The 23,370-nt window shown below is 74.6% G+C and carries 21 protein-coding genes and 1 pseudogene; 12 read left to right on the top strand and 10 right to left on the bottom strand.

Features of this window, described 5'->3' with window-relative positions:
* Positions 1–43: 43 nt before the first annotated feature.
* Entirely contained in the window at positions 44–985 is a 942-nt protein-coding gene (locus ACIBCJ_RS34370) for a hypothetical protein (RefSeq protein ID WP_365979674.1), read from the bottom strand.
* Between the two features lie 84 nt (positions 986–1,069).
* Here ACIBCJ_RS34370 and ACIBCJ_RS34375 point away from each other — a divergent pair, with 84 nt between their 5' ends.
* Positions 1,070–1,507, top strand: a complete 438-nt coding sequence (locus ACIBCJ_RS34375) for a DUF4442 domain-containing protein (RefSeq protein WP_356369155.1) — start codon at positions 1,070–1,072, stop codon at positions 1,505–1,507.
* Between the two features lie 81 nt (positions 1,508–1,588).
* On the top strand, positions 1,589–2,224 hold the full coding sequence (locus ACIBCJ_RS34380; protein ID WP_362105998.1) for a DedA family protein: 636 nt from the start codon (positions 1,589–1,591) through the stop codon (positions 2,222–2,224).
* 61 nt (positions 2,225–2,285) lie between these two features.
* On the opposite strand, the gene ACIBCJ_RS34385 is transcribed toward ACIBCJ_RS34380, so the two are convergent.
* The gene (locus tag ACIBCJ_RS34385) at positions 2,286–2,822 is read right to left on the bottom strand and encodes a gamma carbonic anhydrase family protein (protein ID WP_362509675.1); all 537 of its coding nucleotides are present in this window, start codon (positions 2,820–2,822) and stop codon (positions 2,286–2,288) included.
* Between the two features lie 106 nt (positions 2,823–2,928).
* On the opposite strand from ACIBCJ_RS34385, the gene ACIBCJ_RS34390 reads away from it, so the two are divergent.
* The 3 genes from ACIBCJ_RS34390 (at position 2,929) to ACIBCJ_RS34400 (ending at position 5,203) form a co-directional block, all read left to right on the top strand.
* Complete coding sequence (locus ACIBCJ_RS34390; RefSeq protein WP_365979675.1) at positions 2,929–3,735, top strand: acyltransferase; 807 nt, start codon at positions 2,929–2,931, stop codon at positions 3,733–3,735.
* A 294-nt stretch (positions 3,736–4,029) separates the two neighbouring features.
* Positions 4,030–4,602, top strand: coding sequence for an XRE family transcriptional regulator (locus tag ACIBCJ_RS34395; protein WP_362105989.1), 573 nt, complete (start codon positions 4,030–4,032; stop codon positions 4,600–4,602).
* Positions 4,603–4,645: 43 nt separating this feature from the next.
* Positions 4,646–5,203: a YbaK/EbsC family protein gene (locus tag ACIBCJ_RS34400; protein WP_362105986.1), complete on the top strand. Its 558-nt coding sequence runs from the start codon at positions 4,646–4,648 to the stop codon at positions 5,201–5,203.
* A gap of 193 nt (positions 5,204–5,396) precedes the next feature.
* Here ACIBCJ_RS34400 and ACIBCJ_RS34405 read toward each other — a convergent pair whose 3' ends face one another.
* Both ACIBCJ_RS34405 and ACIBCJ_RS34410 read right to left on the bottom strand, forming a co-directional pair.
* On the bottom strand, positions 5,397–6,620 hold the full coding sequence (locus tag ACIBCJ_RS34405; RefSeq protein ID WP_362105983.1) for a 4-hydroxybenzoate 3-monooxygenase: 1,224 nt from the start codon (positions 6,618–6,620) through the stop codon (positions 5,397–5,399).
* A gap of 218 nt (positions 6,621–6,838) precedes the next feature.
* Entirely contained in the window at positions 6,839–7,246 is a 408-nt protein-coding gene (locus ACIBCJ_RS34410; protein WP_365979676.1) for a CoA-binding protein, read from the bottom strand.
* Between the two features lie 150 nt (positions 7,247–7,396).
* On the opposite strand from ACIBCJ_RS34410, the gene ACIBCJ_RS34415 reads away from it, so the two are divergent.
* The 4 genes from ACIBCJ_RS34415 (at position 7,397) to ACIBCJ_RS34430 (ending at position 13,070) form a co-directional block, all read left to right on the top strand.
* Positions 7,397–8,110, top strand: a complete 714-nt coding sequence (locus ACIBCJ_RS34415) for a hypothetical protein (protein ID WP_362105977.1) — start codon at positions 7,397–7,399, stop codon at positions 8,108–8,110.
* 71 nt (positions 8,111–8,181) lie between these two features.
* Entirely contained in the window at positions 8,182–8,808 is a 627-nt protein-coding gene (locus ACIBCJ_RS34420; RefSeq protein WP_362105974.1) for a YigZ family protein, read from the top strand.
* Positions 8,809–8,913: 105 nt separating this feature from the next.
* The gene (locus tag ACIBCJ_RS34425; protein WP_365979677.1) at positions 8,914–10,077 is read left to right on the top strand and encodes an exonuclease SbcCD subunit D; all 1,164 of its coding nucleotides are present in this window, start codon (positions 8,914–8,916) and stop codon (positions 10,075–10,077) included.
* A complete protein-coding gene (locus tag ACIBCJ_RS34430) occupies positions 10,074–13,070 on the top strand; it encodes an SMC family ATPase (protein WP_365979678.1) in 2,997 nt (998 codons plus the stop codon). The genes ACIBCJ_RS34425 and ACIBCJ_RS34430 overlap by 4 nt, the downstream gene beginning before the upstream one ends.
* A 27-nt stretch (positions 13,071–13,097) precedes the next feature.
* Here ACIBCJ_RS34430 and ACIBCJ_RS34435 read toward each other — a convergent pair whose 3' ends face one another.
* Positions 13,098–13,544 carry an Lrp/AsnC family transcriptional regulator gene (locus tag ACIBCJ_RS34435; RefSeq protein ID WP_362509699.1) on the bottom strand — a complete coding sequence of 149 codons (447 nt, stop codon included), beginning with the start codon at positions 13,542–13,544 and terminating at the stop codon, positions 13,098–13,100.
* A gap of 124 nt (positions 13,545–13,668) precedes the next feature.
* Between ACIBCJ_RS34435 and ACIBCJ_RS34440 the strand changes: the two are divergent.
* Positions 13,669–14,159: pseudogene (locus ACIBCJ_RS34440) on the top strand (rhodanese-like domain-containing protein).
* Between the two features lie 21 nt (positions 14,160–14,180).
* A complete protein-coding gene (locus ACIBCJ_RS34445; RefSeq protein ID WP_362096717.1) occupies positions 14,181–14,699 on the top strand; it encodes an immunity 21 family protein in 519 nt (172 codons plus the stop codon).
* A gap of 158 nt (positions 14,700–14,857) precedes the next feature.
* Here ACIBCJ_RS34445 and ACIBCJ_RS34450 read toward each other — a convergent pair whose 3' ends face one another.
* Both ACIBCJ_RS34450 and ACIBCJ_RS34455 read right to left on the bottom strand, forming a co-directional pair.
* The gene (locus ACIBCJ_RS34450) at positions 14,858–16,546 is read right to left on the bottom strand and encodes a DUF885 domain-containing protein (RefSeq protein ID WP_365979679.1); all 1,689 of its coding nucleotides are present in this window, start codon (positions 16,544–16,546) and stop codon (positions 14,858–14,860) included.
* A 78-nt stretch (positions 16,547–16,624) separates the two neighbouring features.
* Entirely contained in the window at positions 16,625–17,140 is a 516-nt protein-coding gene (locus tag ACIBCJ_RS34455; protein WP_365979680.1) for an Lrp/AsnC family transcriptional regulator, read from the bottom strand.
* A gap of 59 nt (positions 17,141–17,199) precedes the next feature.
* On the opposite strand from ACIBCJ_RS34455, the gene ACIBCJ_RS34460 reads away from it, so the two are divergent.
* Positions 17,200–18,423: a PLP-dependent transferase gene (locus ACIBCJ_RS34460; RefSeq protein WP_365979681.1), complete on the top strand. Its 1,224-nt coding sequence runs from the start codon at positions 17,200–17,202 to the stop codon at positions 18,421–18,423.
* Between the two features lie 44 nt (positions 18,424–18,467).
* Here the strand turns inward: ACIBCJ_RS34460 and ACIBCJ_RS34465 are convergent, their stop codons facing one another.
* From ACIBCJ_RS34465 to ACIBCJ_RS34475, 3 genes are all read right to left on the bottom strand, one after another.
* On the bottom strand, positions 18,468–19,787 hold the full coding sequence (locus tag ACIBCJ_RS34465; protein ID WP_365979682.1) for a GNAT family N-acetyltransferase: 1,320 nt from the start codon (positions 19,785–19,787) through the stop codon (positions 18,468–18,470).
* Between the two features lie 160 nt (positions 19,788–19,947).
* Positions 19,948–21,534, bottom strand: a complete 1,587-nt coding sequence (locus ACIBCJ_RS34470) for an alkaline phosphatase D family protein (protein WP_362096710.1) — start codon at positions 21,532–21,534, stop codon at positions 19,948–19,950.
* Positions 21,535–21,754: 220 nt separating this feature from the next.
* The gene (locus tag ACIBCJ_RS34475) at positions 21,755–23,230 is read right to left on the bottom strand and encodes a PLP-dependent aminotransferase family protein (protein WP_365979683.1); all 1,476 of its coding nucleotides are present in this window, start codon (positions 23,228–23,230) and stop codon (positions 21,755–21,757) included.
* Positions 23,231–23,370 lie beyond the last annotated feature (140 nt).

Raw genomic sequence — 23,370 nt, forward strand, 5'->3', positions numbered from 1 at the left:
CGGTCACCGGCCCTTGTCAGGGACGTACCGAAAACGGGGCGGGCTAGGAGTACGACGGGGTGTATTCCCTGACGGTGGCCGCAATCTTGCGGACGGTGGCGTCGGGCACCTCTTCGGCGACGCCTGCGGCGCCGAAGAACGACCACGAGACCAGGTCGCCGTCGGCCGACGTGAAGGCGAAGGTGGTCGCCTTGCCGTTCACGTCGCACTTGTCCTGCTTCGCCACTCCCGAGGACCGTGAGGTGGCGAGGCTGCCCTCGATGCCCGAGGCGGTCGTGAAGGACGTCACCGGGCCGGTCGCGACCTTGTCCCGGTCCGGCTGGGTGTAACCGCCGTAGACCCAGGCCGCCGAGTCGTTGCGGGCTATCTCCTCGGTGCTCCGTGCGCCGTTGTTGCCGCGGGTGCCCGCACTGGCCAGGGGTGTGTGGTCCACCGAGCCGTCCCGGTCGTCGTCCGACCCGCACCACTCCTCCTCCAGGACGGCGGGTGCCTTCATGGCGACCAGTGGCTTCTCCTGGGGATCGTCGTCCTCCGACACGTAGGTGACCCAGTCGCGCGCCTGCGGCACCCAGGTGGCCGGTACGTCGAAGGCGAGGCCGTGGTCGGGGTTGGCCACGACGGTCCAGCCCTCGACGGTGGCCTTCGGCGCGCCGTCCCCACCGCGCGGGTTGTCCGCGGGGGACGCGGCCGGGGAGGACGCGGTGGGGCCGGGCCCGGCCTCGGCGTCCTCGTCGCCACCCCACAGGACGACTCCGGTCACGGCGGCGGCGACCACCACGACCGCGGCGGCGACGATCGCCACCACCTTGGTACGGCCGCTGCCGGGTCCCGGCCCGGCCGGCCCGCCGGACGCGACCGTGGGGGCGTCCCAAGGGGCGGGCTGCTGCCCGCCGTACGGCGACGGCTGCCGGTAGCCGGGCTGCTGGTACGGGTTCGGCTGTCGCGGGTCGGGTCCGCCCGCGGACGACTGCTCTCCTGGCCACATGGGCGCTCAGCATACGGCGATCTTCACAAACGCCTGGTCCTGGAAGCTACTCACGGGTAACCTGCCTCCATGAGCGCAGACCAGATGTCGATCGGCGAGTTGCTCGCCGCCACGGTGCCGATGGTCAGGACCCTGAACCTCGAGTACCTGGAGACCACCCCGGAGAAGGCCGTCCTGGCCCTCCCGGACCAGAGCGAGTACCGCAACCACGTCGGCGGACCGCACGCCGGAGCCATGTTCACGCTGGGCGAGTCGGCCAGCGGCGCGATCGTGCTGGCCGCCTTCGGCGACCAGCTCAGCCGCGCGGTGCCGCTGCCGGTCACCGCGGAGATCGCCTTCAAGAAGATCGCCCTCGGCCCGGTGACCGCCACCGCCACGCTCGGCCGCCCGGCCGCCGACGTCGTCGCCGAACTGGACGCCGGCAGCCGCCCCGAGTTCCCGGTCAGCGTCGCCATCCAGCGCGAGGACGGTGCCGTGACGGGTGAGATGACCGTCATATGGACGCTGCGACCCAACGGCTGACCCGCGTCGACCCGGTACGCTTCCCGGTGCGCCTCGACCGAGGCGCACCGGGAACAGGTATCCGAAGCGGAGGGTGGGGCGTTGCACGTCCAGGAATGGCTCGACACGGTGCCCGCGGTGGCCGTCTACGCAGCCGTCGCGCTGGTCATCGGTCTGGAGAGCCTGGGCATCCCGTTGCCCGGCGAGATCATCCTGGTGTCGGCGGCCCTGCTGTCGTCGCAGCACGGCGGGATCGACCCGCTGGTCCTCGGCATCTGCGCCAGCGCGGGCGCGGTGATCGGCGACTCCGTCGGATACGCCATCGGCCGCAAGGGCGGCCGGCCCCTGCTGGCCTGGCTGGGCGGGAAGTTCCCCAAGCACTTCAGCGAGGGGCACGTGGCCACCGCCGAGCGGTCCTTCCAGAAGTGGGGCATGTGGGCCGTGTTCTTCGGCCGCTTCGTCGCCCTGCTGCGCATCTTCGCGGGCCCGCTGGCCGGTGTGCTGCGGATGCCGTACTGGAAGTTCCTGATCGCCAACGTCCTCGGCGGCATCGTCTGGGCCGGCGGCACCACCGCCGTCATCTACTACGTCGGCGTGGTCGCGGAGGACTGGCTCAAGCGCTTCTCCTGGCTGGGCCTGGTGGTGGCGGTCCTGATCGGCGTCGCCTCGATGCTGGTCGTCAAGCGCAGGGCGGGCCGGGCCCAGCCGGAGCCCGAGCCCGCGACCGCCGGGGACTGAAGCGCACCGAGGGGACGCGGAGAACCGTGCGCGCCACCACGACCGCCCCGCCGACGGCCTCCTACGGAGCCTCGCCCAGCGCATCCCGGTGCTGCCCGGCCAGCGCCGCGTACATCGTGCCGTTCAGCGTGACGCCCTGACGCTCCTCCTCCGTCAGCTCCCGCCTCACCTTCGCCGGCACCCCCGCCACCAGCGACCCCGGCGGCACCCGCATCCCCTGCGGCACGAGTGCCTGGGCGGCGACCAGCGAACCGGCGCCGATCACCGCACCGTTGAGGACCGTGGCGCCCATGCCGATCAGGCAGTCGTCCTCGACGGTGGCGCCGTGCACCACGGCGTTGTGCCCGATGGAGACGCGCTCGCCGACGGTGACGGGGAAGCCGGGGTCGGCATGGAGCGTGCAGTTGTCCTGGACGTTGCTGCTCGCGCCGACCGAGATCCGCTCGACGTCGCCGCGCAGCACCGCGCCGTACCAGACGCTCGCTCCCGCGTGCAGCGTCACGTCCCCGACGACGGAGGACGTCGGTGCCACGAAGGCCCCGGGGTCCACCTTCGGGTCCTTGCCGCCGATGCCCGTGATCAGCGCCTGCTGCGTCATGTCGCCTCCTGCTCGGATGTTGTACGGCACCGTACGCCACCCGGTGGGGTGAAGATCACAGCACGGTGCGGTCCTGGCCGCGGCGCGCGCGGACTACCGTGAGCGGGTGCCCCACCGCAAGAACACGTTCTCGTCCTGGCGGAGCCGCCTCGCCCAGCGGGCCGTCCACGCGGGCTGGGCCTGGGTGCAGCGCACCGGCTCCGTCACCGCCGCGCACCCCGGGCGCTTCCGCTTCGGCGCGCTGGGCACGGGCACCCGGCTCGCCTTCCCGCTCGGCACGGTCTTCGGCGAGCCCTGGATCCACGTCGGCGCCCACTGCATCATCGGTGAGCAGGTCACGCTGACCGCCGGCCTCATGCCGGACCTCGACCTCGGCCCCGAGCCGATCCTGCGCATCGGCGACGGGGTCGTCCTCGGCCGCGGCAGCCACGTCATCGCCGACACCACCGTCACCATCGGCAGCGACTGCTACTTCGGCCCGTACGTCTACGTCACCTCCACCAACCACTCCTACGACGACCCGCACCAGCCCATCGGGAAGCAGTGGCCGCGGATGGACCCGGTGGAGATCGGCACCGGCTGCTGGATCGGCACCGGCGCGGTGATCCTGCCCGGCGCGCGGATCGGGCGGAACGTGGTCGTGGCCGCCGGTGCCGTGGTCCGGGGCACGGTCCCCGACCACGCCGTGGTGGCGGGCGCCCCCGCCCGCGTCGTACGGCGCTGGACACCCGCCGAGGGCTGGCAGCCGCCGCTGCGGACCCCGGCCCCGGTGCCGATCCCCGACGGGATCACACCGGGACAGCTGCGGGAGCTGTCCAAGCTGGACGAGGAGGCGGTGGCCCGGCTCGCCGCGCTGGACGAGGCCCCGGAGCGAGCGCCGGACAGACTCGCGGAACCGGCCGCCGAGGGCTGAACGGGCCGGGGGCCGAGACGCCTCGGACGTGCGGACCGCAGCGGTCACCCTCCGGTCCGGCGAGGCCGGTGCGGCCGCGACCGTGCCGGGGCGTGCTCGGGTGCTCAGGCCGTCGGCCGTCGGCCGTCGGCCGTTGGCGGCGGTGGCCGGTAGCCGCGGCCGGCAGCGCTGTCACGAGCCGGTCGCGTCGCAGTACAGTTCGGTGGACCTTCCGGTGCAGTCGACCGCAGTTCACCGCGCTGCACCCTCTCTTCCACCCTCATGCACGCACCTGTACGAGTCCCTGGACGGAACGTGGCGGACCTCGACCTGCTGACCCATTCCCTGGCGCGCAACGTCAAGCGCTGGCGCGCCGAACGCGGCTTCACGCTGGAGGCGCTGGCGGCGCGCGCCGGGGTCAGCCGGGGCATGCTCATCCAGATCGAACAGGCGCGCACCAACCCCAGCCTCGGCACCGTCGTGAAGATCGGTGACGCGCTCGGCGTCAGCATCACCACGCTGCTCGACTGGGAGCAGGGGCCCACGGTCCGCGTCGTCCCGGCCGAACAGGCCGTACGCCTCTGGCACACGGACGCCGGGAGCTTCAGCCGGCTCCTCGCCGGGGTGGAGGCGCCCGGCCCGCTGGAGATGTGGGAGTGGCGGCTGATGCCGGGCGACAGCAGCCCCTCCGACCCGCACCCCACCGGCACGGTCGAGCTGGTGCACGTCACCGCCGGGGAACTCACCCTCACCGTGGACGGGACCGCTCACCGCGTGCCGACGGGTGCGAGTGCCTCCTTCCCGTCCGACACCCCGCACACGTACGGCAACGAGGGCGACGGACCGATGGACATGATCATGGCGGTCTCGGTGCCGCCCGTCCGCTGAGACGGCCGTTCGCCGCACCGCCCGCCGTTGCTAGCGTGCCGCCATGCACGCACCCATCGGGAACTTCGACAGCGCCACGCCCGCCCCGGACCGCCTCGACGACCTGACCCGCCCGGTCGCCGACGCCGTACGGCGCTGGAGCGGAACCGTGCCGGCCGACCAGATCCTCTACGTCGACACCGAACCGGAATGGGCCGACACCGCGACCTTCGTCGAGCACTACGGCCGTGAGCTGCTGGAACAGTCCGCCAACTGCGTGGTCGTCAACGGCAAGCGGGGCGGCGGCACGACGCTCGCCGCCTGCGTGGTGCTCTCCACCACCCGGGTCGACGTCAACGGCGTCGTACGCCGTCACCTCGGCGCGCGCAAGGCCTCCTTCGCCCCGATGGACACGGCCACCGGCGAGACCGGCATGGAGTACGGCGGCATCACGCCGATCGGCCTGCCCGGCGACTGGCCCGTACTCGTCGACTCGGCCGTCGTCGACCTGCCGTACGTGCTCGTCGGCAGCGGACGCCGGCGCGGCAAGCTGCTCGTGCCCGGCAAGGCCTTCGCGGAACTGCCCGGCGCCGAGGTCCTGGACGGTCTGGGCGTCGCCTGACCGTCCCGCGGCCGGCCATGGGTGCGCGATCGCCAGGACGCAAGGCGCCGGGTCGTGCACTCCCTGCCCGAGGGGAAGCCGCGCCGTCCGGCCGGCGTCGCGTTCGACGCGGCCGGCCACCGGCTCGACGACCGGCCGCAGTACGGCCGAACGGCCCGGCCTGTCGTACTGCTGAGCGCGCCCGGCCCGGCGATCAGCCGGTCGTCCGCACGCCGAGGTACCGCTCGGCGAACTCCGCCGCCGCGGCCGGCGAGGAGAACAGGCGGTGCAGCCGGGCCAGGGCGGCACCCGCGCGGAAGGCGTCCCCCGACGCCGTGCCGTGGTACATCTCCGCGAGCCACTGGGAGAACTCCTGGTAGTCCCACACCCGGGCCAGGCACGCGGCCGAGTAGCCGGACAGCGCCGAGTCGTCGCCCTTCGTCAGGGCCGCGACCAGCCCGTCGCCGAGCAGGAAGGCGTCGTGCAGGGCGAGGTTCAGGCCCTTGGCCGCGATGGGCGCGGTCAGGTGGGCCGCGTCCCCGGCGAGGAAGAGCCGCCCGAACGCCATCGGCTCGACCACATAGCCGTGCATGTCCAGCACGCGCTTCTCGATCAGCCGCCCCTCGCGGAGCGGCGGGGCGTCCTTCGCGTCGAGCCGTGCCCGCAGCTCGGCCCAGACCCGTTCGTGCGGCCAGTTCTCCGGGTCGTCGCCCGGCGGACACTGGAGGTAGTAGCGGGTCACCTCGGGGCCGCGCGCCATGTGCCCGGCGAAACCCCGCGGATGCATGCCGAACACCACGCAGTCCGAGGACGGCGGCGCCTCGGCCAGCAGCGCCAGCCAGCCGACGCCGTAGTCGTGCCGGGCGATGCGGGCCCGCCCGGCAGGCAGCGACGCCCGCGTCACACCGCGCGCGCCGTCGCAGCCCGCGACGAAGTCAGCCTCCACGACGTGGCGTTCACCGGAGTCGGGGCATACGTACGACACCGACGGCCGCCCGGACCCGGTCCCGTGCAGGCGCACCTCCCGCACACCGAACCGGATCTCCCCGCCCCGTACGTCCGCGTACTCCCTGACCAGGTCCGTCACCAGGAACTGCTGCGGGTAGAAGAAGTGGTGACGTCCCGTCAGCTCCGTATACGCGAAGCGGTAGCGCTCACCGGCGAAGCGGAACTCGCACTCGGTCTGCGTCTGCGCCCGCCGCAGCAGGGTCCCCGCCAGCCCGCGCCGCTCCAGACCGCGTACGGCCCACTCCTCGATGACCCCGGCCCGCGGCCGCCGCTCGACGAACTCGCGGGTCTCCGTCTCCAGCACCAGACAGTCGACGCCCGCGGCGCGCAGGATGTTGCCGACGGTCAGTCCGGCGGGACCTGCACCCACCACGACGACGGGAAAGCGCCGGGGCGCAGCGGAGCCGGCATGGGGGGAGGGTGTGGGCACGCGGACATTATGACGGCGGGGCGACTCCACGGGAACGGCGGGGGACGGGTCTCGTGCGGGGAGAGGACAGGGCGGTCCCGGCCCCGCGGGCCCCGGCGCGGCCCCGGTGCTCCGCGGCGAGCGGGGCGGAGAGGCCGGAGAGCAGCCGGTCCACCCGAGGTGTCCCGGCCGCACTCACCGGCGGGCGCGGTACGCGGACCGGGAAGCCGCCCGGCTGATCAGCCCAGCCGCGGGATCTCGATGGCCGGGCAGCGGTCCATCACCATGTCGAGACCGGCGGCCCGGGTCCGGTCGTACGCCGCCTCGTCGACCACGCCGAGCTGGAACCAGACGGCCCTCGCGCCCTTGGCGACCGCCTCGTCGGCGACCGCTCCGGCCAGCTCGCTGTTGACGAAGACGTCGACGACGTCCACGTCGAACGGGACGTCCGCGAGCGAGGCGTACCCCTGCTCGCCGTGCACCGTCTCCGCCTTGGGATGCACGGGCACGACGCGCTTGCCGAAGCGCTGCAGCACCTCGGCGACGCCGTACGCCGCGCGCTGCCGGTTGTTCGACAGGCCCACCACGGCCCAGGTGTCGCCCAGCTCGGTGAGGATCTTGCGGACGTCTGTCTCGTCGCCGTACACCGGTGGCCTCCTCGCACTCCGGGCGGCCCGCGGGTCGGGCCGTCCGGTCGGGACAACGGACGGCGACGAGCCGGGATTCCCGCACTCCGGAAGTGCGGCCGGCGAGCGCGCCCCGGTGCGCCGCCGCCCCGCCCCGCCTACGCTCGCCTCGTGCTGCGCATCATCGACGCCCGTACCGGAGAGCCCGTCCCCGCCGCGCCCGCCCGGCGCGCGCCGACCCGTGTCGAGGCGCACGTGCCGGGGCGTGACGCCACCGCCCTGCGCGTCCTGCTGGTCGCGGACCTCCTGGTGCGCGCCCTGGAACTCGACGGCACGCCCGTGTGGGCGGTGCTGACCGGCACCGCCGACGGGGACCGGCTGCGCGAGGGCGCCGCGGCCCTCGGCGTCCGGCCCTTCGAGGACGCCGCGGCGGGACACGGTCCCGGCGCCGGGCAGGGCGTCCGCGTGCTGGGTGACGGCGGGGGCACCCCGGACGCGGCCACGGTCGCCGTCGGCCCCGTGCACCCCGCCGCCCCCGACCTCGCCGATCCCGACGCCGTGCGCCTCGCCCTGCTGGAACGGCACCACCACGCGCGCGTGGAGCTGGACCCGACCGCGCTGGACGCCTCCCGGGCCACCCTCGCCCGCCTGCGCCGCGCGGTCGCCGACTGGGCCCGGCACCCCTCGCGACCGGTACCGGCCGAGGTGCGCGACCGGCTGCGGGCCGCCTGGGAGGACGACCTGGACGCGCCCGCGGTGCTGAGCGTCCTGCACCGGGTGGAGACCGACCCGGACCTGCCCGACGGAGCCCGGTTCGAGATCTTCGCGTACGCCGACCGCTTCCTCGGTCTCCACCTCACCCGGGACGTCGGGGCCGCCCCGTGACGCCGGACGTCACCGCGGGCCGCGGCGGTGCCCCCGGAGGGTGCGCCGCGACGAGCGCATAGGCTGGCCGGATGCAGGACGAGTACCGCACCGTCGCCCGCGCGGGCGTGCACGAGACCGAGGTCAACCGCTCGCGCTTCCTGTGCTCCCTCGCCCCGGCCGCCACCGAGCAGGACGCCCAGGCGTTCATCGCGGGCGTCCGCAAGGAGCACGGGGACGCCTCGCACAACTGCTGGGCGTACGTCGTGGGAGCCGACGCCGCCGTCCAGAAGGCGAGCGACGACGGCGAACCGGGCGGCACCGCGGGCGTCCCGATGCTCCAGATGCTGCTGCGCCGCGAGATGCGGTACGTCGTCGCCGTCGTCACCCGCTACTACGGCGGCGTCAAGCTCGGCGCGGGCGGGCTGATCCGCGCCTACGGCGGCGCGGTCGGCGAGGCCCTGGACGACCTCGGCACGCTCACCCGGCGCCGGTTCCGCCTCGCCACGGTGACCGTCGACCACCAGCGGGCCGGCAAGCTCCAGAACGACCTGCGCACCGCGGGCCGCGCGGTGCGCGACGTGCGCTACGCCGAGGCCGTCACCATCGAGGTCGGCCTGCCGGAGGCCGACGTGGACGCCTTCCGCTCCTGGCTCGCGGACGCCACCGCCGGATCCGCCGGGTTCGAGCTGGGCGGAGAGGCCTACGGGGACGCGTGACAAGCCGGACAACCGGGTCGTAACGGGACGCGGTGCCGTCGGTGCGAGGGGCGAAACGGGAGTTACCGCCCGGGCTGTCGGACCCTCCCGTTAGTCTCGGGGATCATGCGACTCCTGCACACCTCCGACTGGCACCTCGGCCGGGCGTTCCACCGGGTGAACATGCTCGGTGCCCAGGCCGGGTTCATCGGCCACCTCGTCGAGACCGTGCGCGAGCACGCCGTCGACGCCGTGGTCGTGTCGGGGGACGTGTACGACCGGGCGGTGCCGCCGCTCGCCGCCGTCGAGCTGTTCGACGACGCCCTGCACCGCCTCGCCGACCTCGGCGTACCGACGGTGATGATCTCCGGCAACCACGACTCGGCCCGCCGCCTCGGCGTCGGCGCCGGGCTCATCGACCGGGCCGGCATCCACCTGCGCACCGACCCGGCGGGCTGCGGCACCCCCGTGCTGCTGGCCGACGCCCACGGGGACGTGGCCTTCTACGGGCTGCCGTACCTCGAACCCGCGCTGGTGAAGAACGAGTTCGGCGTCGAGAAGGCGGGGCACGAGCCGGTGCTCGCCGCCGCCATGGACCGGGTGCGCGCCGACCTCGCCACGCGTGCGCCGGGCACCCGTTCCGTCGTCCTCGCGCACGCCTTCGTCACCGGCGGCGAGCAGAGCGACAGCGAGCGGGACATCACCGTCGGCGGCGTCGCCGCCGTGCCCCGTGGCGTCTTCGACGGCGTCGACTACGTCGCGCTCGGGCACCTGCACGGCTGCCAGACCCTCACCGACCGCGTCCGCTACTCCGGCTCCCCGCTGCCCTACTCCTTCTCGGAGCACCGGCACCGCAAGAGCATGTGGCTCGTCGACCTGGACGCCGACGGGTCGGTCACCGCCGAGCGCGTCGACTGTCCGGTCCCGCGGGCGCTGGCCCGGCTGCGCGGCACGCTGGCGGACCTGCTCGCCGACCCGGAGCTGACCGCGCACGAGGACGCGTGGATCGAGGCGACCCTCACCGACCCGGTCCGCCCGGACGAGCCCATGGTCCGGCTCACCGAGCGGTTCCCGCACACGCTCAGCCTCCTCTTCGATCCCGAGCGCGCCCCCGACGAGCCCGGCGTGTCCTACGCCCGGCGCCTCGCCGACCGCACCGACCAGCAGATCGCCGAGGACTTCGTGGCCCACGTGCGCGGCGCCGGGCCCGACGGCCGCGAACAGGGCGTGCTGCGGGACGCCTTCGACGCGGTGCGCACGGACGACACCGTGCGGGAGGTGGCCCGGTGAGGCTGCACCGGCTGGACATCACCGCCTTCGGACCCTTCGGCGCCTCGCAGAGCGTCGACTTCGACGACCTCTCGGCCGCAGGACTGTTCCTGCTGCACGGCCCCACCGGCGCCGGCAAGACCTCCGTGCTCGACGCCGTCTGCTACGCGCTGTACGGCTCGGTGCCGGGCGCCCGGCAGGGCGGCGGCCAGGGCATGACGCTGCGCAGCGACCACGCGGCCGTCGGCATCCGCACCGAGGTGCGCCTCGAGCTGACCGTCGCGGAGCGCCGGCTGGAGGTCACCCGGCAGCCGCCCTGGGAGCGGCCGAAGCTCCGCGGCAAGGGCACGACCGTCGACAAGGCCCAGACCTGGCTGCGCGAGTACGACGCGACGAGCCGCGCCTGGAAGGACCTCAGCCGCTCCCACCAGGAGATCGGCGAGGAGATCACCCAGCTGCTCGGGATGAGCCGCGAGCAGTTCTGCCAGGTCGTGCTGTTGCCCCAGGGCGACTTCGCGCGCTTCCTGCGCGCCGACGCGGAGGCGCGCGGCAAGCTGCTCGGCCGGCTGTTCGACACCCGGCGGTTCGCCGAGGTCGAGAAGCACCTCGCCGAACGACGCCGTACGACCGAGGCCCGGGTCCGCGAGGGAGACGCCGCGCTGCTGGCCGACGCGCACCGGATGCAGCAGGCCGCGGGCAGCGCCATGGAGCTGCCGGAGCTGGCGCCGGGCGACGCGGGGCTGGCGGAAGCCGCCCTCGAAGCCGCCGCCGTCGCCCGTTGCACCGCGCGGGAGCTGCTGGCGGTCGCCGACTGCGGGCTCACGGCCGCCGAGTCCGCCCAGGCTGCCGCCGAGCGCGACCTGGCCGACGCCCGTGAACTCGACCGGCTGCAACGCCGGTTCGCCGAGGCGCGGGAGCGGGCCGCACGGCTGGCGGAGCGCGCCGACGACCACCGCGACGCGCAGCGGCGCATGGAGCGGGGCCGCAAGGCCGAGGCGGTGGCGCCCGCGCTGGAGCTGCGGGAGACCGCGGACACCGAACACCGGGCGGCGGCGGCAGCGGAAGAGGAGGCGCGCCTCCCGCTGCCGCCGGCCCTCGCCGACGCGGGCGCCGCGGGACTCGCCGCCGCCGCACGCCGGGCCGCCGAGGAGCTGGGCGGCCTCGAAGCCGCCCGACGCGCCGAACAGCGCCTCACCGCACTGATCGAGGAGCGAGCCGGCCTCGACCGCCAGGAACGCGCCGACGACGAGGTCCGCCAGGAAGCACAGGCCTGGCTCGCCGACTGGGACACCATCCGCGGCACGATCCAGGGCCGCGTCGACGCCGCTCAGCAGGCCGCGGCCCGTGCCGACCAGCTCGCCCTGCAACGGGAGCCGGTCCGGCGGCGACTCGACGCCGCACGGCGACGGGACCGGCTCGCCGACGACACCGAAGAGGCGCGGCGGCGGGCGCTCGCCGCGGCCGAGGACGCCGTCGCAGCCCGCGCCCACTGGCTCGACCTCAAGGAACAGCGGCTGCACGGCATCGCCGCCGAACTCGCCGCGAACCTCACCGACGGCGTCCCGTGCACGGTGTGCGGCGCCACGGAACACCCCGCGCCCGCCCGCAGGGCCGCGGGCCACGTCGACCGCGAGGCGGAGGAGCGCGCCCACGCCTCCTACCAGGCCGCCGACGAGCGTCGCGCGGACACCGAGCGGCGCCTGGGCGCCGTACGCGAGGCACTCGCCGCCGCCACGGCGGAAGCCGGCGACGCACCCACCGCCCGGCTGGCCGAAGAGGCCGAGGACCTGGAGCGGGAGTACACCCGGGCCCGGGCGACCGCCTCCGGGCTGCACGCGGCGCAGGAGGAGCTGCGGAGGGCCGAGCGCGAGCGCGAGCAGCGCGCCGCCGCCCAGCAGCAGGCCGCCGTGCGGTCCGCCTCCCGGATCGCGGCCCGGGAGCGACTGGAGGGCGAACAGGCCACTTTGGAAGAGGAGTTGACGCGGGCCCGGGGCGACGCCGAGAGTGTCGCGGCGCGTGCCGCGCAGGTGGAGCGGCAGGCCGCGCTGCTGACCCGGGCCGCCGACACCGCCCGTGCCGCCGCCGACACCGCGCAGCGGCTCAAGGACGCCGACGCCCGGCTCGCCGACGCCGCCTTCCGGGCCGGCTTCGACACCCCGGCGCAGGCGGCCGACGCGCTGCTCGACGACACGGCCCACCGCGAGCTGCAACGACGGCTCGACGCCTGGCAGGCCGAGGAAGGTGCCGTGCGCGCGGTCCTGGCCGAGGCCGACACCGCCGACGCGGCCCGGCGGGCGCCCGCCGACCCCGACGCGGCGCAGCGGGCGGCCGCCGACGCGGGCCGGCGCCTGCGCGAGGCGGCCTCGGCGCGCGACGCGGCCGCCCGGTGCTGCGCCGCTCTCGACCGGCTGTCCGCCCACGCCACCGCCTCCGTGCGCGGACTGGCCCCGCTGCGCGAGGAGCACACCCGGGTCGCCCGCCTCGCCTCCCTCGCCGCGGGCACCTCGGCGGACAACGAGCGCCGGATGCGCCTGGAGTCCTACGTGCTCGCGGCCCGCCTCGAACAGGTCGCCGCCGCGGCCACCGCCCGGCTGCTGCGCATGTCCTCGGGCCGCTACACCCTCGTGCACTCCGACGACCGCACCGGACGCGGCCGCAGCGGTCTCGGCCTGCACGTCGTCGACGCCTGGACCGGCCGCGAGCGCGACACGGCCACCCTGTCGGGCGGCGAGACCTTCTTCGCGTCCCTCGCCCTCGCGCTCGGCCTCGCCGACGTGGTCACCGACGAGGCGGGCGGGGTCCGCCTGGACACCCTCTTCATCGACGAGGGTTTCGGCAGCCTCGACGACCAGACCCTCGACGAGGTCCTGGACGTCCTCGACGCGCTGCGCGAGCGGGACCGCAGCGTCGGCATCGTCAGCCACGTCGCCGACCTGCGGCGCCGCGTCCACGCCCAACTGGAGGTCGTGAAGGGGCGGTCGGGATCGGTCCTGCGGCAGCGGGGCGCCGGCTGAGCGTCCCGGCGGCTCCCGCGCCGGTTCTCAGCGGCCCAGGGGGCGGCGGGGGAGCGGTGAGGAGTAGACGACGCTCGTGGTGACCGAGCCCAGGGCGCTGATCCGGCCGGACACCTCCTCCAGGTGCCGCATCGAACGTGCCGCGACCTTGATGACGAAGCAGTCGTCGCCCGTGACGTGGTGCGCCTCCAGGATCTCCGGCGTGACGGCGACCAGGTCGTGGAACGGCTTGTAGTTGGCGACCGGGTAGCGCAGCCGCACGAACGCCAGGATCGGCAGCCCGAGCCGCTCGGGGTCGACGACCGCCGTGTACCCCTGCACGATCCCGGCCTCCTCCAGTCGTCGCACCCGTTCGGTCACCGCGCTCGCCGACATCGAGACCGCACGGGCCAGTTCGGCGAAGCTGGCCCGCCCGTCCCGCTGGAGGGCGTCGAGGAGAAGCCAGTCGGTGGCGTCCGGGGAATACTCGGTCATCAGGGATGGATAGCAGGGAATCCGCGGCGGAACAAGGTTCAGGCCGGGGAACTCGTCTTCAGTCGCCGTCGCGTGAACCGTAGATTCACGACCGGAAGATCCTTCGAGGAGAGGCCGGACCACCATGAGCGTCACCACCCCCGCCACCGGACACGTCAACCCCGTCCTGCGCGTGGTGCCCGCACCGCCCGCCGAGAGCGCCGCCTACTTCCGGGCCAGTCTCGCCTTCCACACCGACGTCTCCGACGTCGCCGCCGCACTCGCGGCCGACGGCGATCCGGGGTTCGTGCTCGTGGACTGCCGGTCGACCGAGTCCTGGGACCAGGGACACGTCCCGGGCGCCGTCCACCTGCCCACCGCGCTCGTCGCCGATCGGGCCGGGGAACTCCTCGACCCCGCCGTACCGGTGGTGAGTACTGCTGGGGTCCGGCCTGCAACGGCGCGACGCGCGCCGCCCTCGCCCTCGCCGAACTCGGCTACCCGGTCAAGGAGATGCTGGGCGGCTTCGAGTACTGGGTGCGTGAGGGCTTCGAGTTCGGGACGTGGCAAAGCACCGAGCGCCGCGCCGCCGACCCGCTGACCGTCCCGGTGGACGCGGCCGACTGCGGCTGCTGAGCTGCGTGTAGGTTCTGCCGCATGGTGCGATACGCGGAGCCGGGCGCGGTGGAGTGGGTCGAGTCGGGCGGAGGACCGCTGATCGCGGTCCCGGAGACCGTCCTGCCGTTCTGGACCGGCGCCGACGGCGAGGAGACGGACTCCGACTACGACCGGGCCTGCGAGGTCGACGGCTTCGTCGGGCTCCTCCCGGTCGGCGACTGCACCGCCCTGGTGCTCGGCGACGAACCCGCCGCCACCGCCTACCTCCCCGACCACGGCGCCTTCGTCCGCTGGTGTGCGGCGGACTCCGAGGACGAGGTGCTGGCCGGTGTCCCCGCCGCCCTCGACGCGGCCGAGTGGGAGCCCGAGGTGGCCTGGCGCGTGCCCGGTCCCGTGCTCCTGTTCGACGCCGCCTGGCCCGGCACCGCCTCCGACCGTGCCGGCCGGGCGCGGGTCGCCCTCGCTCCCGGCCGGTACGCGGTACGCGCGGCGGAGGTGCGCCCCGGGCCCGAGACCTGGCTGAGCCTCGTACAACTGCGGCGGCTCGCCGACCGGTAGCGGGCCCCGAGGGCGCCGGTGCCCGACGGGACACGACGACGAGGCCGTCGTCGTGTCCCGTCCCGCCGGGCGGCGGGACCGCCCCACGCCCCCGACGCCCCCGGCGCCCCCGGCGGCTTCCGGCCGCTTGCGGCGCCGAGCGCCCTGCCGAACGGGCCCTACAGGCGCGACAGTTCGTCGACCAGGTCATCCAGGCCCAGCGAACCCTGGGAAAGGGCCGCCATGTGCCACGCCTTCGGGTCGAACGCGTCACCGTGCCGCTCGCGGGCCTTCTCCCGGCCCAGCAGCCAGGCCCGCTCACCGAGCTTGTAGCCGATCGCCTGACCCGGGATCGTCAGGTACCGGGTCAGCTCGCTCTCCACGAAGTCCGCCGGGCGGCTGCTGTGCGCGCCGAAGAACTCCTGCGCCAGCTTCGGCGTCCAGCGCTCCCCCGGGTGGAACGGCGAGTCCGCCGGGATCTCCAGCTCCAGGTGCATGCCAATGTCCACGATGACCCGGGCGGCCCGCATCATCTGCGCGTCCAGGTAGCCCAGGCGCTGCTCCGCGTCGGTGAGGTAGCCCAGCTCGTCCATCAGCCGCTCCGCGTACAGCGCCCAGCCCTCGGCGTTGGCGCTGACCATGCCCACGGACGCCTGGTAGCGCGAGAGGTTCTCCGCCACGTGCGTCCACTGGGCGAGCTGGAGGTGGTGGCCCGGGACACCCTCGTGGTACCAGGTCGACACCAGGTCGTACACCGGGAACCGGGTCTGGCCCATCGTCGGCAGCCAGGTGCGGCCGGGTCGCGAGAAGTCCTCCGAAGGCGAGGTGTAGTACGGCGCCGCCGCACTGCCGGGCGGGGCGATGCGCGACTCCACCCGCCGCACCCGCTCGGCGAGTTCGAAGTGCGTGCCGTCCAGCTGCTCGATCGCCTGGTCCATCAGGCCCTGCAGCCAGTCGCGGACCTCGTCCACGCCCTCGATGTGCTTGCCGTGCTCGTCCAGGTGCGCCAGCGCCACCCACGGCGTCTCGGCGCCCGGCATGATCTTCTCCGCCTCGGCCTTCATCTCGGCCAGCAGACGGTGGTACTCGGCCCAGCCGTACGCGTACGCCTCGTCCAGGTCCAGATCCGTGCCGTTGTAGTAGCGCGACCAGCGGGCGTAGCGCTCGCGGCCCACCGTGTCCGGGGCGCCCTCGATCGCCGGGGCGTACACGTCGCGCATCCAGTCCCGCAGCTCCACCACGGCGGCGGTCGCGCCCCGGGCGGCCTCGTCCAGCTCCGTGCGCAGCGCCTCGGGACCGTCGGCGGCGAAGTCCTCGAACCAGCCGCGCCCTTCGCCCGTGTCCGCCCACTCGCCGAGCTGCTCGACGAAGGTGGCGGTCGGCCGCGGCGCCGCGTACAGCTCGCGCTCCAGGCCCAGCGACAGGGACTCCCGGTAGCCCGCGAACGCCGCCGGCACCGCGCGCAGCCGCTCGGCGACCCGGGCCCAGTCCTCCTCGGTCCGGGTCGGGGTGAGGGTGAAGACCTCGCGCACCGAATGGGCGGCGGTGCCCATGTTGCCGACCGAGCGCAGGCCCTCGTCGGCCTCGTGCACCGCGAGTTCGGCCGTGAGGCGCTCGCGCAGCAGCCGCGCGCAGCGCCGCTCCACGTCGCTGTCCCCGCCGGGCCGGCGCTCGGCCTCGTCCAGCCGGGCGAGGGTGGTGCGGGCCAGCTCGGCGAGGGCCTCCTGCCCGGCGGGCGAGAAGTCGGGGAGACGGCTGGAACTCTCCGCGACACCGAGATATGTACCGGTGACCGGGTCGAGGGCGATGAGCTCGTCGACGTACGCGTCGGCGACCTCGCGGGGCAGCGGGCTGTTCGTCTCTGACATGCGGACATCCTCATACGGATACCGGTGCCGCGTCAGCCCGGTGGGCCGGGCCCGGTCGAGAGGACGGCCGGATTTCGCTCAGGGCGTGGCCGCGGACGTGGCCGCCGAGGGCGCCGCGGGGCCTGGGGGCGGCAGCAGGGGGCCGCACTCCCACTGCTGGAAGATCAGCCGGGTCTCGACCCGGGCCACCTCCCGCCGGGACGTGAACTCGTCCAGGACCAGCCGCTGCAGGTCCGTCATGTCCGCGACCGCGACATGCACCAGGTAGTCGTCCGGGCCGGTGAGGTGGAAGACGGTGCGGGACTCGGGCAGCGCCCTGATCCGCTCCACGAAGGGTCCGACCAGCTCCCGCCGGTGCGGGCGCACCTGCACGAGCAGCAGCGCCTGGAGACCGCGCCCCAGCTTCGCCGGATCCAGTTCGAGCCGGTGGCCGAGGATCACCCCGGCCCGCCGCAGCCGCGCCACCCGGTCCAGGCAGGTCGACGGGGCCACACCGACCTGGGCGGCGAGGTCGCGGTAGGTGGTCCGGGCGTCGTTCTGCAGCAACCGCAGCAGATGAAGATCCACCGGATCCAGTACGACGGAATCGGCCATGGCCCGAACGTAGCACGGACCACGCGCCCGCCGGCCCGGTCACTGTTCACTCTTCCGTCATGGACTCAGCGCGCAGGCACACGTCAGCACCCGACGACGTACGCACCACCGCCCCCGCGGGCAGGGCACTGGCCACCGAAGCCGTGCACGCCGGCCGCGACGACCTCGCCGGCCGGGGACTGCACGCCCCGCCCATCGACCTGTCCACGACCTACCCGTCGTACGACAGCCGCGGCGAGGCCGCCCGCATCGACGCGTTCGCCGCCACCGGCGCCGAACCGGACGGACCGCCGGTCTACGGCCGCCTGGGCAACCCGACCGTCGCCCGCTTCGAGGCGGCGCTGGCCCGGCTGGAGGGGACCGAGGCCGCCGTCGCCTTCGCCAGCGGCATGGCGGCACTGACCGCGGTCCTGCTGGTCCGCGGCTCGATGGGACTGCGGCACGTCGTCGCCGTCCGGCCCCTGTACGGGTGCAGCGACCACCTGCTGACCGCCGGGCTGCTCGGGTCCGAGGTCACCTGGACCGATCCGGCGGGCGTCGCGGACGCGCTGCGCCCCGACACCGGCCTGGTGCTCGTGGAGTCGCCGGCCAACCCGACGCTGGCCGAGGTCGACCTGCGGGCCGTCGCCCACGCCTGCGGCTCGGTGCCGCTGCTGGTGGACAACACCTTCGCCACGCCCGTCCTCCAGCGCCCCGCCGAACACGGCGCCCGTCTGGTGCTGCACAGTGCCACCAAGTACCTGGGCGGACACGGGGACGTGCTCGCCGGGGTGGTCGCCTGCGACGAGGAGTTCGCGGGGCGGCTGCGGCAGGTGCGCTTCGCCACCGGCGGAGTGCTCCACCCCCTGGCCGGCTACCTGCTGCTGCGGGGACTGTCCACCCTGCCCGTACGGGTCAGGGCCGCCTCCGCCAACGCCGCCGACCTGGCCGGGCGGCTCGCCGCCGACCCGCGGGTGTCCCGCGTCCACTATCCGCGCATCGGCGGCGCGATGGTCTCCTTCGAGGTGTACGGCGACCCCCACGAGGTCGTCGGCGGCGTCCGGCTGATCACCCCGGCGGTGAGCCTCGGCAGCGTCGACACGCTCATCCAGCACCCGGCGTCCATCAGCCACCGCATCGTCGACGCGGACGACCGGCGGAGCGCCGGAGTGTCCGACCGGCTGCTGCGGCTGTCGGTCGGCCTGGAGGACGTCGACGACCTGTGGGCCGACCTGGACCGGGCGCTGGGGGAGCGTGCCGCCGGGGCGATACCGCTGCGGGATGCGCTGGCGCGGACCGAGTGACCGCGTCCGCCGCACCGGTCGAGTGACCGCGTCCGCCGCGCCGGTCAGTCCCGGCCGATCCGCTCCTCGTGGGGCACGCCCGCTCCGGGGCGGGCGGAGGGGGCCAGGCGGGCCGTGACGACCAGGGTCCCCTCCTCGATCTGGTAGTCGAGGGGGAGGCCCAGGCCGCGCATCGCCGCGACCATGCCGGTGTTGGACGCCTGCGTGACCGCGTAGACGCTCTCGCAGCCCGCCTCCGCCGCCATCGCCACGAGCCGGCCGAGGAGTTCGCCGCCGATGCCGCGGCGCTGCCACGCGTCCTCGACGAGCAGGGCGACCTCCGTCTCGTCCCCGTCCCACAGCAGGTGGCCGAGCCCGACGATCCGACCCGACGCGGTCTGCACGGCGAGGGTACGGCCGAAGCGGGGGCTGAGCAGGTGATTGAGGTAGCGGTCGGCGTCCCGCACCGGGCCGTGGTAGCGCAGCCCGAGGGTCCGCGCCGAGCACCGCTCGTGCATCGCCCTGGCGGCCGGAACGTCCCGCGTGTCGGCGCGGCGCACCGTGATGTCGCTCCCCTCGGGAAGCGTCAGCACGTCCCGGGCGCGCGGGATGCGCGGACCGAGCCGGACGTCCAGCTCGACCAGGGCCCGGGCGCGCGCGAACTCGGCCGGGGTGAACGGCAGATGGGGGCGCTCCACGCTGATCACCCCGCCCTCCGGGGCCCGCAGCCGCAGCACGGTGTCCTCCAACGTGCCCTCCGGCGGAACGGTGTCGGCGGCACCCGCACCGGCGCCCGCCGTAGGGGGGAGCGACCGGATCGTGCACCGGCCCAGCAACTGGCGCAGCGCCAGGGGGAGTTCCGCCGTGTCCAGGGCCGTGCGGGCGGCCAGGCCCAGGACCCGGGTCGGCGCGTCCACCAGGTCGTGGGCATCGGCCCGCTCGGTCCAGGTCCGGGCGCCGCCCGCCGCCGTCACCACCTCGGCCAGCTCCGTCCCGCTCAGCTCGCCCGGGGCACGGAGCAGGAACTCGTCCACGGTGCCCTCGGCCAGCGGGTGCGTCTGCAGGCTCAGGATGTCGATCCGCCGGCCGGCCAGGGCGGCGCACAGCACGGCGAGTGATCCCGGCGCGTCCCGCACCGTCGTCCGCATCCGCCACAGTGCGCTGCCGGCGCCCTCGTGCCCGGTCGGAGCGGGCCCGGCCGCCCGCTCCGCACCCGGTGGCCGGGCGCCGGTATCGTCCGCCGGTGGCGCCTGCCCGTGGCGTCGTGACCAGCGGGTGCGGAGACCCGCCGTGGCGATCAGGGCGGCCACCGAGGCCAGCAGCATGGCGGGCACCGCGGTGCCCTGCTCGAAGAGGTGGGCCACGGCGTCCGTCACATCGGACATGTCTCGACTCATGCACCCACTGTGACGGAGGGGTGTTGCGTGGTCGCGAACGCTCTGTGACCGACGGGTAAAGAGGGGTTCGGCACCCCGGCCGGGCTCCCGTTCCGGCCGCGCACCGGGGGATGACGCCGATGCGCGGCACACCCGACAGGCTACGGGACTACTGGCCGACGCGGCCCGGTCGCAGCACCTTCGTGAACAGCACCGTGCCGTCCTGCTCGCGCAGGCGCACCGTCATGTCGGCGCTGTCGCCGTCGATGTGGACCTCGCCGAAGAACTGGTAACCGCCCGCGGGAGAGACGTTCGAGGCGGTCGGCGCCTTCACGAAGACCCGTTCGGGACCGAAGGTGCCGTCCAGCTCGCTCGCGGGGAACGCGCCCGCGTTGAGCGGCCCCGACACGAACTCCCAGAACGGCTCGAAGTCGTCGAACGCGGCCCGCGACGGCTGGTAGTGCTGGGCCGAGGTGTGGTGCACGTCGGCCGTCAGCCACACCGTGCCGGTGATCCGCCGGTGCTTGACGAAACGCAGCAGCTCCGCGATCTGCAGCTCGCGGCCCAGAGGTGCGCCGGGATCGCCCTGCGCGATCGCCTCGATGTTGGGCGCGCCCTCGGTGGCGTCCGGCACGACGAGTCCGATCGGCATGTCCGCCGCGATCACCTTCCACACGGCGCGCGACCGGGCCAGCTCCCGCTTCAGCCACTCCAACTGCTCCCGCCCCAGGATGCCCTGCGGGTCCACGGTCTGTCCGCCGGGGGAGTTGGCGTTGCGGTAGGTCCGCATGTCCAGTACGAACACGTCGAGCAGCGGACCCTGGCGCAGCACCCGGTGCACTCGCCCCTCGCGCGCGCCGGGGTCCAGGGTGGAGACCGGGAAGTACTCGCTGAACGCGCGCCGGGCGCGGGCGGCCAGGACGTCGACGCTCTTCTCCGTGTACCGGTCGTCCGTGTCCGCGATCACCTGGCCCGGGTACCAGTTGTTGCGGACCTCGTGGTCGTCCCACTGAACGATCGACGGAACCCGCGCGTTGAAGCGCCGCAGGTTCTCGTCGAGGAGGTTGTAGCGGAAGTTGCCGCGGAACTCGGCGAGGGTCTCGGCGACCTTGGACTTCTCCTCGGTCGTGATGTTCCGCCAGGTGCCGCCGTCCGGCAGCGCGGCGGTCTCGGCGATGGGGCCGTCGGCATAGATGTTGTCACCGCTGCACAGGAAGAAGTCCGGGTCCAGGGCACCCATGGCCTCGTAGATGCGGTAGCCGCCGAGGTCCGGGTTGATGCCCCAGCCCTGCCCCGCTTGGTCGCCGGACCACACGAAACGCACGTCCTCGCGGCGCCGGACCGGCACGGTGCGGAAGGTGCCGGTGACCGGTTCGCCTGTGCGGCGCGGATCGTCCGGGTCGGCGAGCAGCACGCGGTAGTGGATCTGCTCGCCCGGCGGCAGGCCGCGCAGCCGGGTGGTGCCGGTGAAGTCGGTGTCGCGCCCGAGCAGCGGACCGTGCCACCGGTGCGGGTGGCGGAACGACTCGGTGGCCGAGGTCTCGACGATCATCCGGGCCGGCCGGTCGGACCGCACCCACACCAGGCCGGAGTGGGAGGTCACGTCTCCCGTCTGCACACCCCAGCCCGCCCCCGGCCGGCCGGAACGGGCGAACGCCGGAGCCGTCCCGAGGGTGGTGGGCAGGGTCAGGGCCGCCGACGTGGCGAGCGACGCGCGCAGCACGCTGCGACGGGCGGGCAACGGACGTGGTGACATGGATGCGCCTCCAGGGACGGGATCCGGCCGGTGTACGGGCCCGGGTTCGAGCCAGTGTGCGGAGCCAGACCTACTGGCACCGCGCGGCGCCCACGGAAATTGCGGGTGAACAACCCGGACACCCCGGACGCCTCCGGGAGTCCAGGCGCCCCCGGGGGCCCAGGGGTCCAAGGCCCCGGGGCCCCGAGCAATCCGTCGCGCGCCCGCGGCGGGTGCCGGGTCACTCGGCCCGCGCCATCCTCGCCACCCCCTCCCGGATCCGTCCGGGCGTCAGATGCGCGTACCCCAGCACCAGCCGCACCTCCTTCCCCGTCACCGGACCCACGCCCACCGGTCCACCGGCCGCACCGCCGCACGCGTACGCCGTCAGCGGGCGCACCGCGACGCCCGTCTCCGCCACGCGCGCGAGGAACCCCTCCTCGGGCCCGAAACGCTCCGGAAGCGTGGCGATGGCGTGCAGGCCGGCGGCGACGCCGGTGACCCGTGAGCCGGGGAAGTACTCGGCCAGCGCGGCCACCAGGGCGTCGCGGCGCTCCCGGTAGGCGCGCTGGCAGACACGGAGCCGGCGGTCGTAGTCGCCACGCTCGACGAAGCGCGCGAAGACCGCCTGGTCGAGCGTCGGGTGGCCGAGGTCGGTGGTGCGCTTGCGCTCGACCACGGCGTCCGCCAGCCAGTCGGGCACCAGCAGCCAGCCCAGCCGCAGCCCCGGGGCGAGGGACTTGCTGACCGAGCCCGTATAGGCGACGCGTTCCGGATCGAGTCCCTGGAGGGCGCCCACCGGCGCACGGTCGTAGCGGAAGTCGCCGTCGTAGTCGTCCTCCAGGACGAGACCGTCCACGGCTCGTGCCCAGTCCAGCAGTTCGGCGCGCCGGTGCGCCGAGTACGCGATCCCGGTGGGGAACTGGTGAGCCGGTGTCGTCACCACGAACCGGACGCCCGACGCGTACAGCGGGCCCGTGGCGAGGCCCTCGTCGTCCAGGGGGAGGGGCACGGTGTCGAGGCCCGCCGCGGCGTACAGGGCGTGGTGCTGAGGGCTGCCGGGGTCCTCGACACCGGCGGTGCGCGTCCCGCGCGCGTGGAGCACACCCGCCAGCAGCGAGGTGGCCTGTGCCACACCGGAGACCACCATGATCCGTTCCGGGTCCGCCACCACACCCCGGCGCCGCCCGAGCAGCTCGGCCAGGGCGGCCCGCAGCCCGGGCAGCCCGCGCGGGTCGGGATAGCCGAGGCTCTCGTGCGGCAGGTCCGCCAGCACCCCCCGCTGCGCGGCGGCCCACGCCGACCGCGGGAAGAGCGACAGATCAGGTGTCCCCGGCACGAAGTCGACGCGATCGGCGGGGGAGCGCGGGGCGAGATCACGCGGGCGCGGACGGGCGGCCCGTACGGCGTCCCCCACCCACGTGCCCGCGCCCCGCCCGCTGCGCAGATAGCCCTCGGCCGTCAGCTGCTCGTATGCCTCCGTCACCAGCCCCCGCGACACCTTGAGGTCGGCCGCCAGGTCCCGGCTGGACGGGAGGCGGGTGCCCGGCGCGAGCCGGCCCGAGCGGACCGCGTCACGCAGGGCCTCCTGCAAGGCGCGGCCACGCGCGCGTGCCGGAGCCGAGGCGGCGGGCAGCAGCAACTCCCAGGCCGCACTGCCGGCGGCGGAGCCCGGAGGGCCGCCAGCAGGGCCGCCCGGGCCGGTCGACGGCGTCATGGAAGAAGTCCCCCCGAACATCACGTCCGCACCACGTCTTATCAATCGCCCCCACTTTACGAGGGGTTGGACCCGCTGGTGCGTAAACCGGAGTGACAGACCACAGCGAGGGGGCAGGCCGAGGCCGCGCCCCGGAATCG

The organism is Streptomyces sp. NPDC051136 (assembly GCF_044455745.1).
GTDB lineage: Bacteria > Actinomycetota > Actinomycetes > Streptomycetales > Streptomycetaceae > Streptomyces.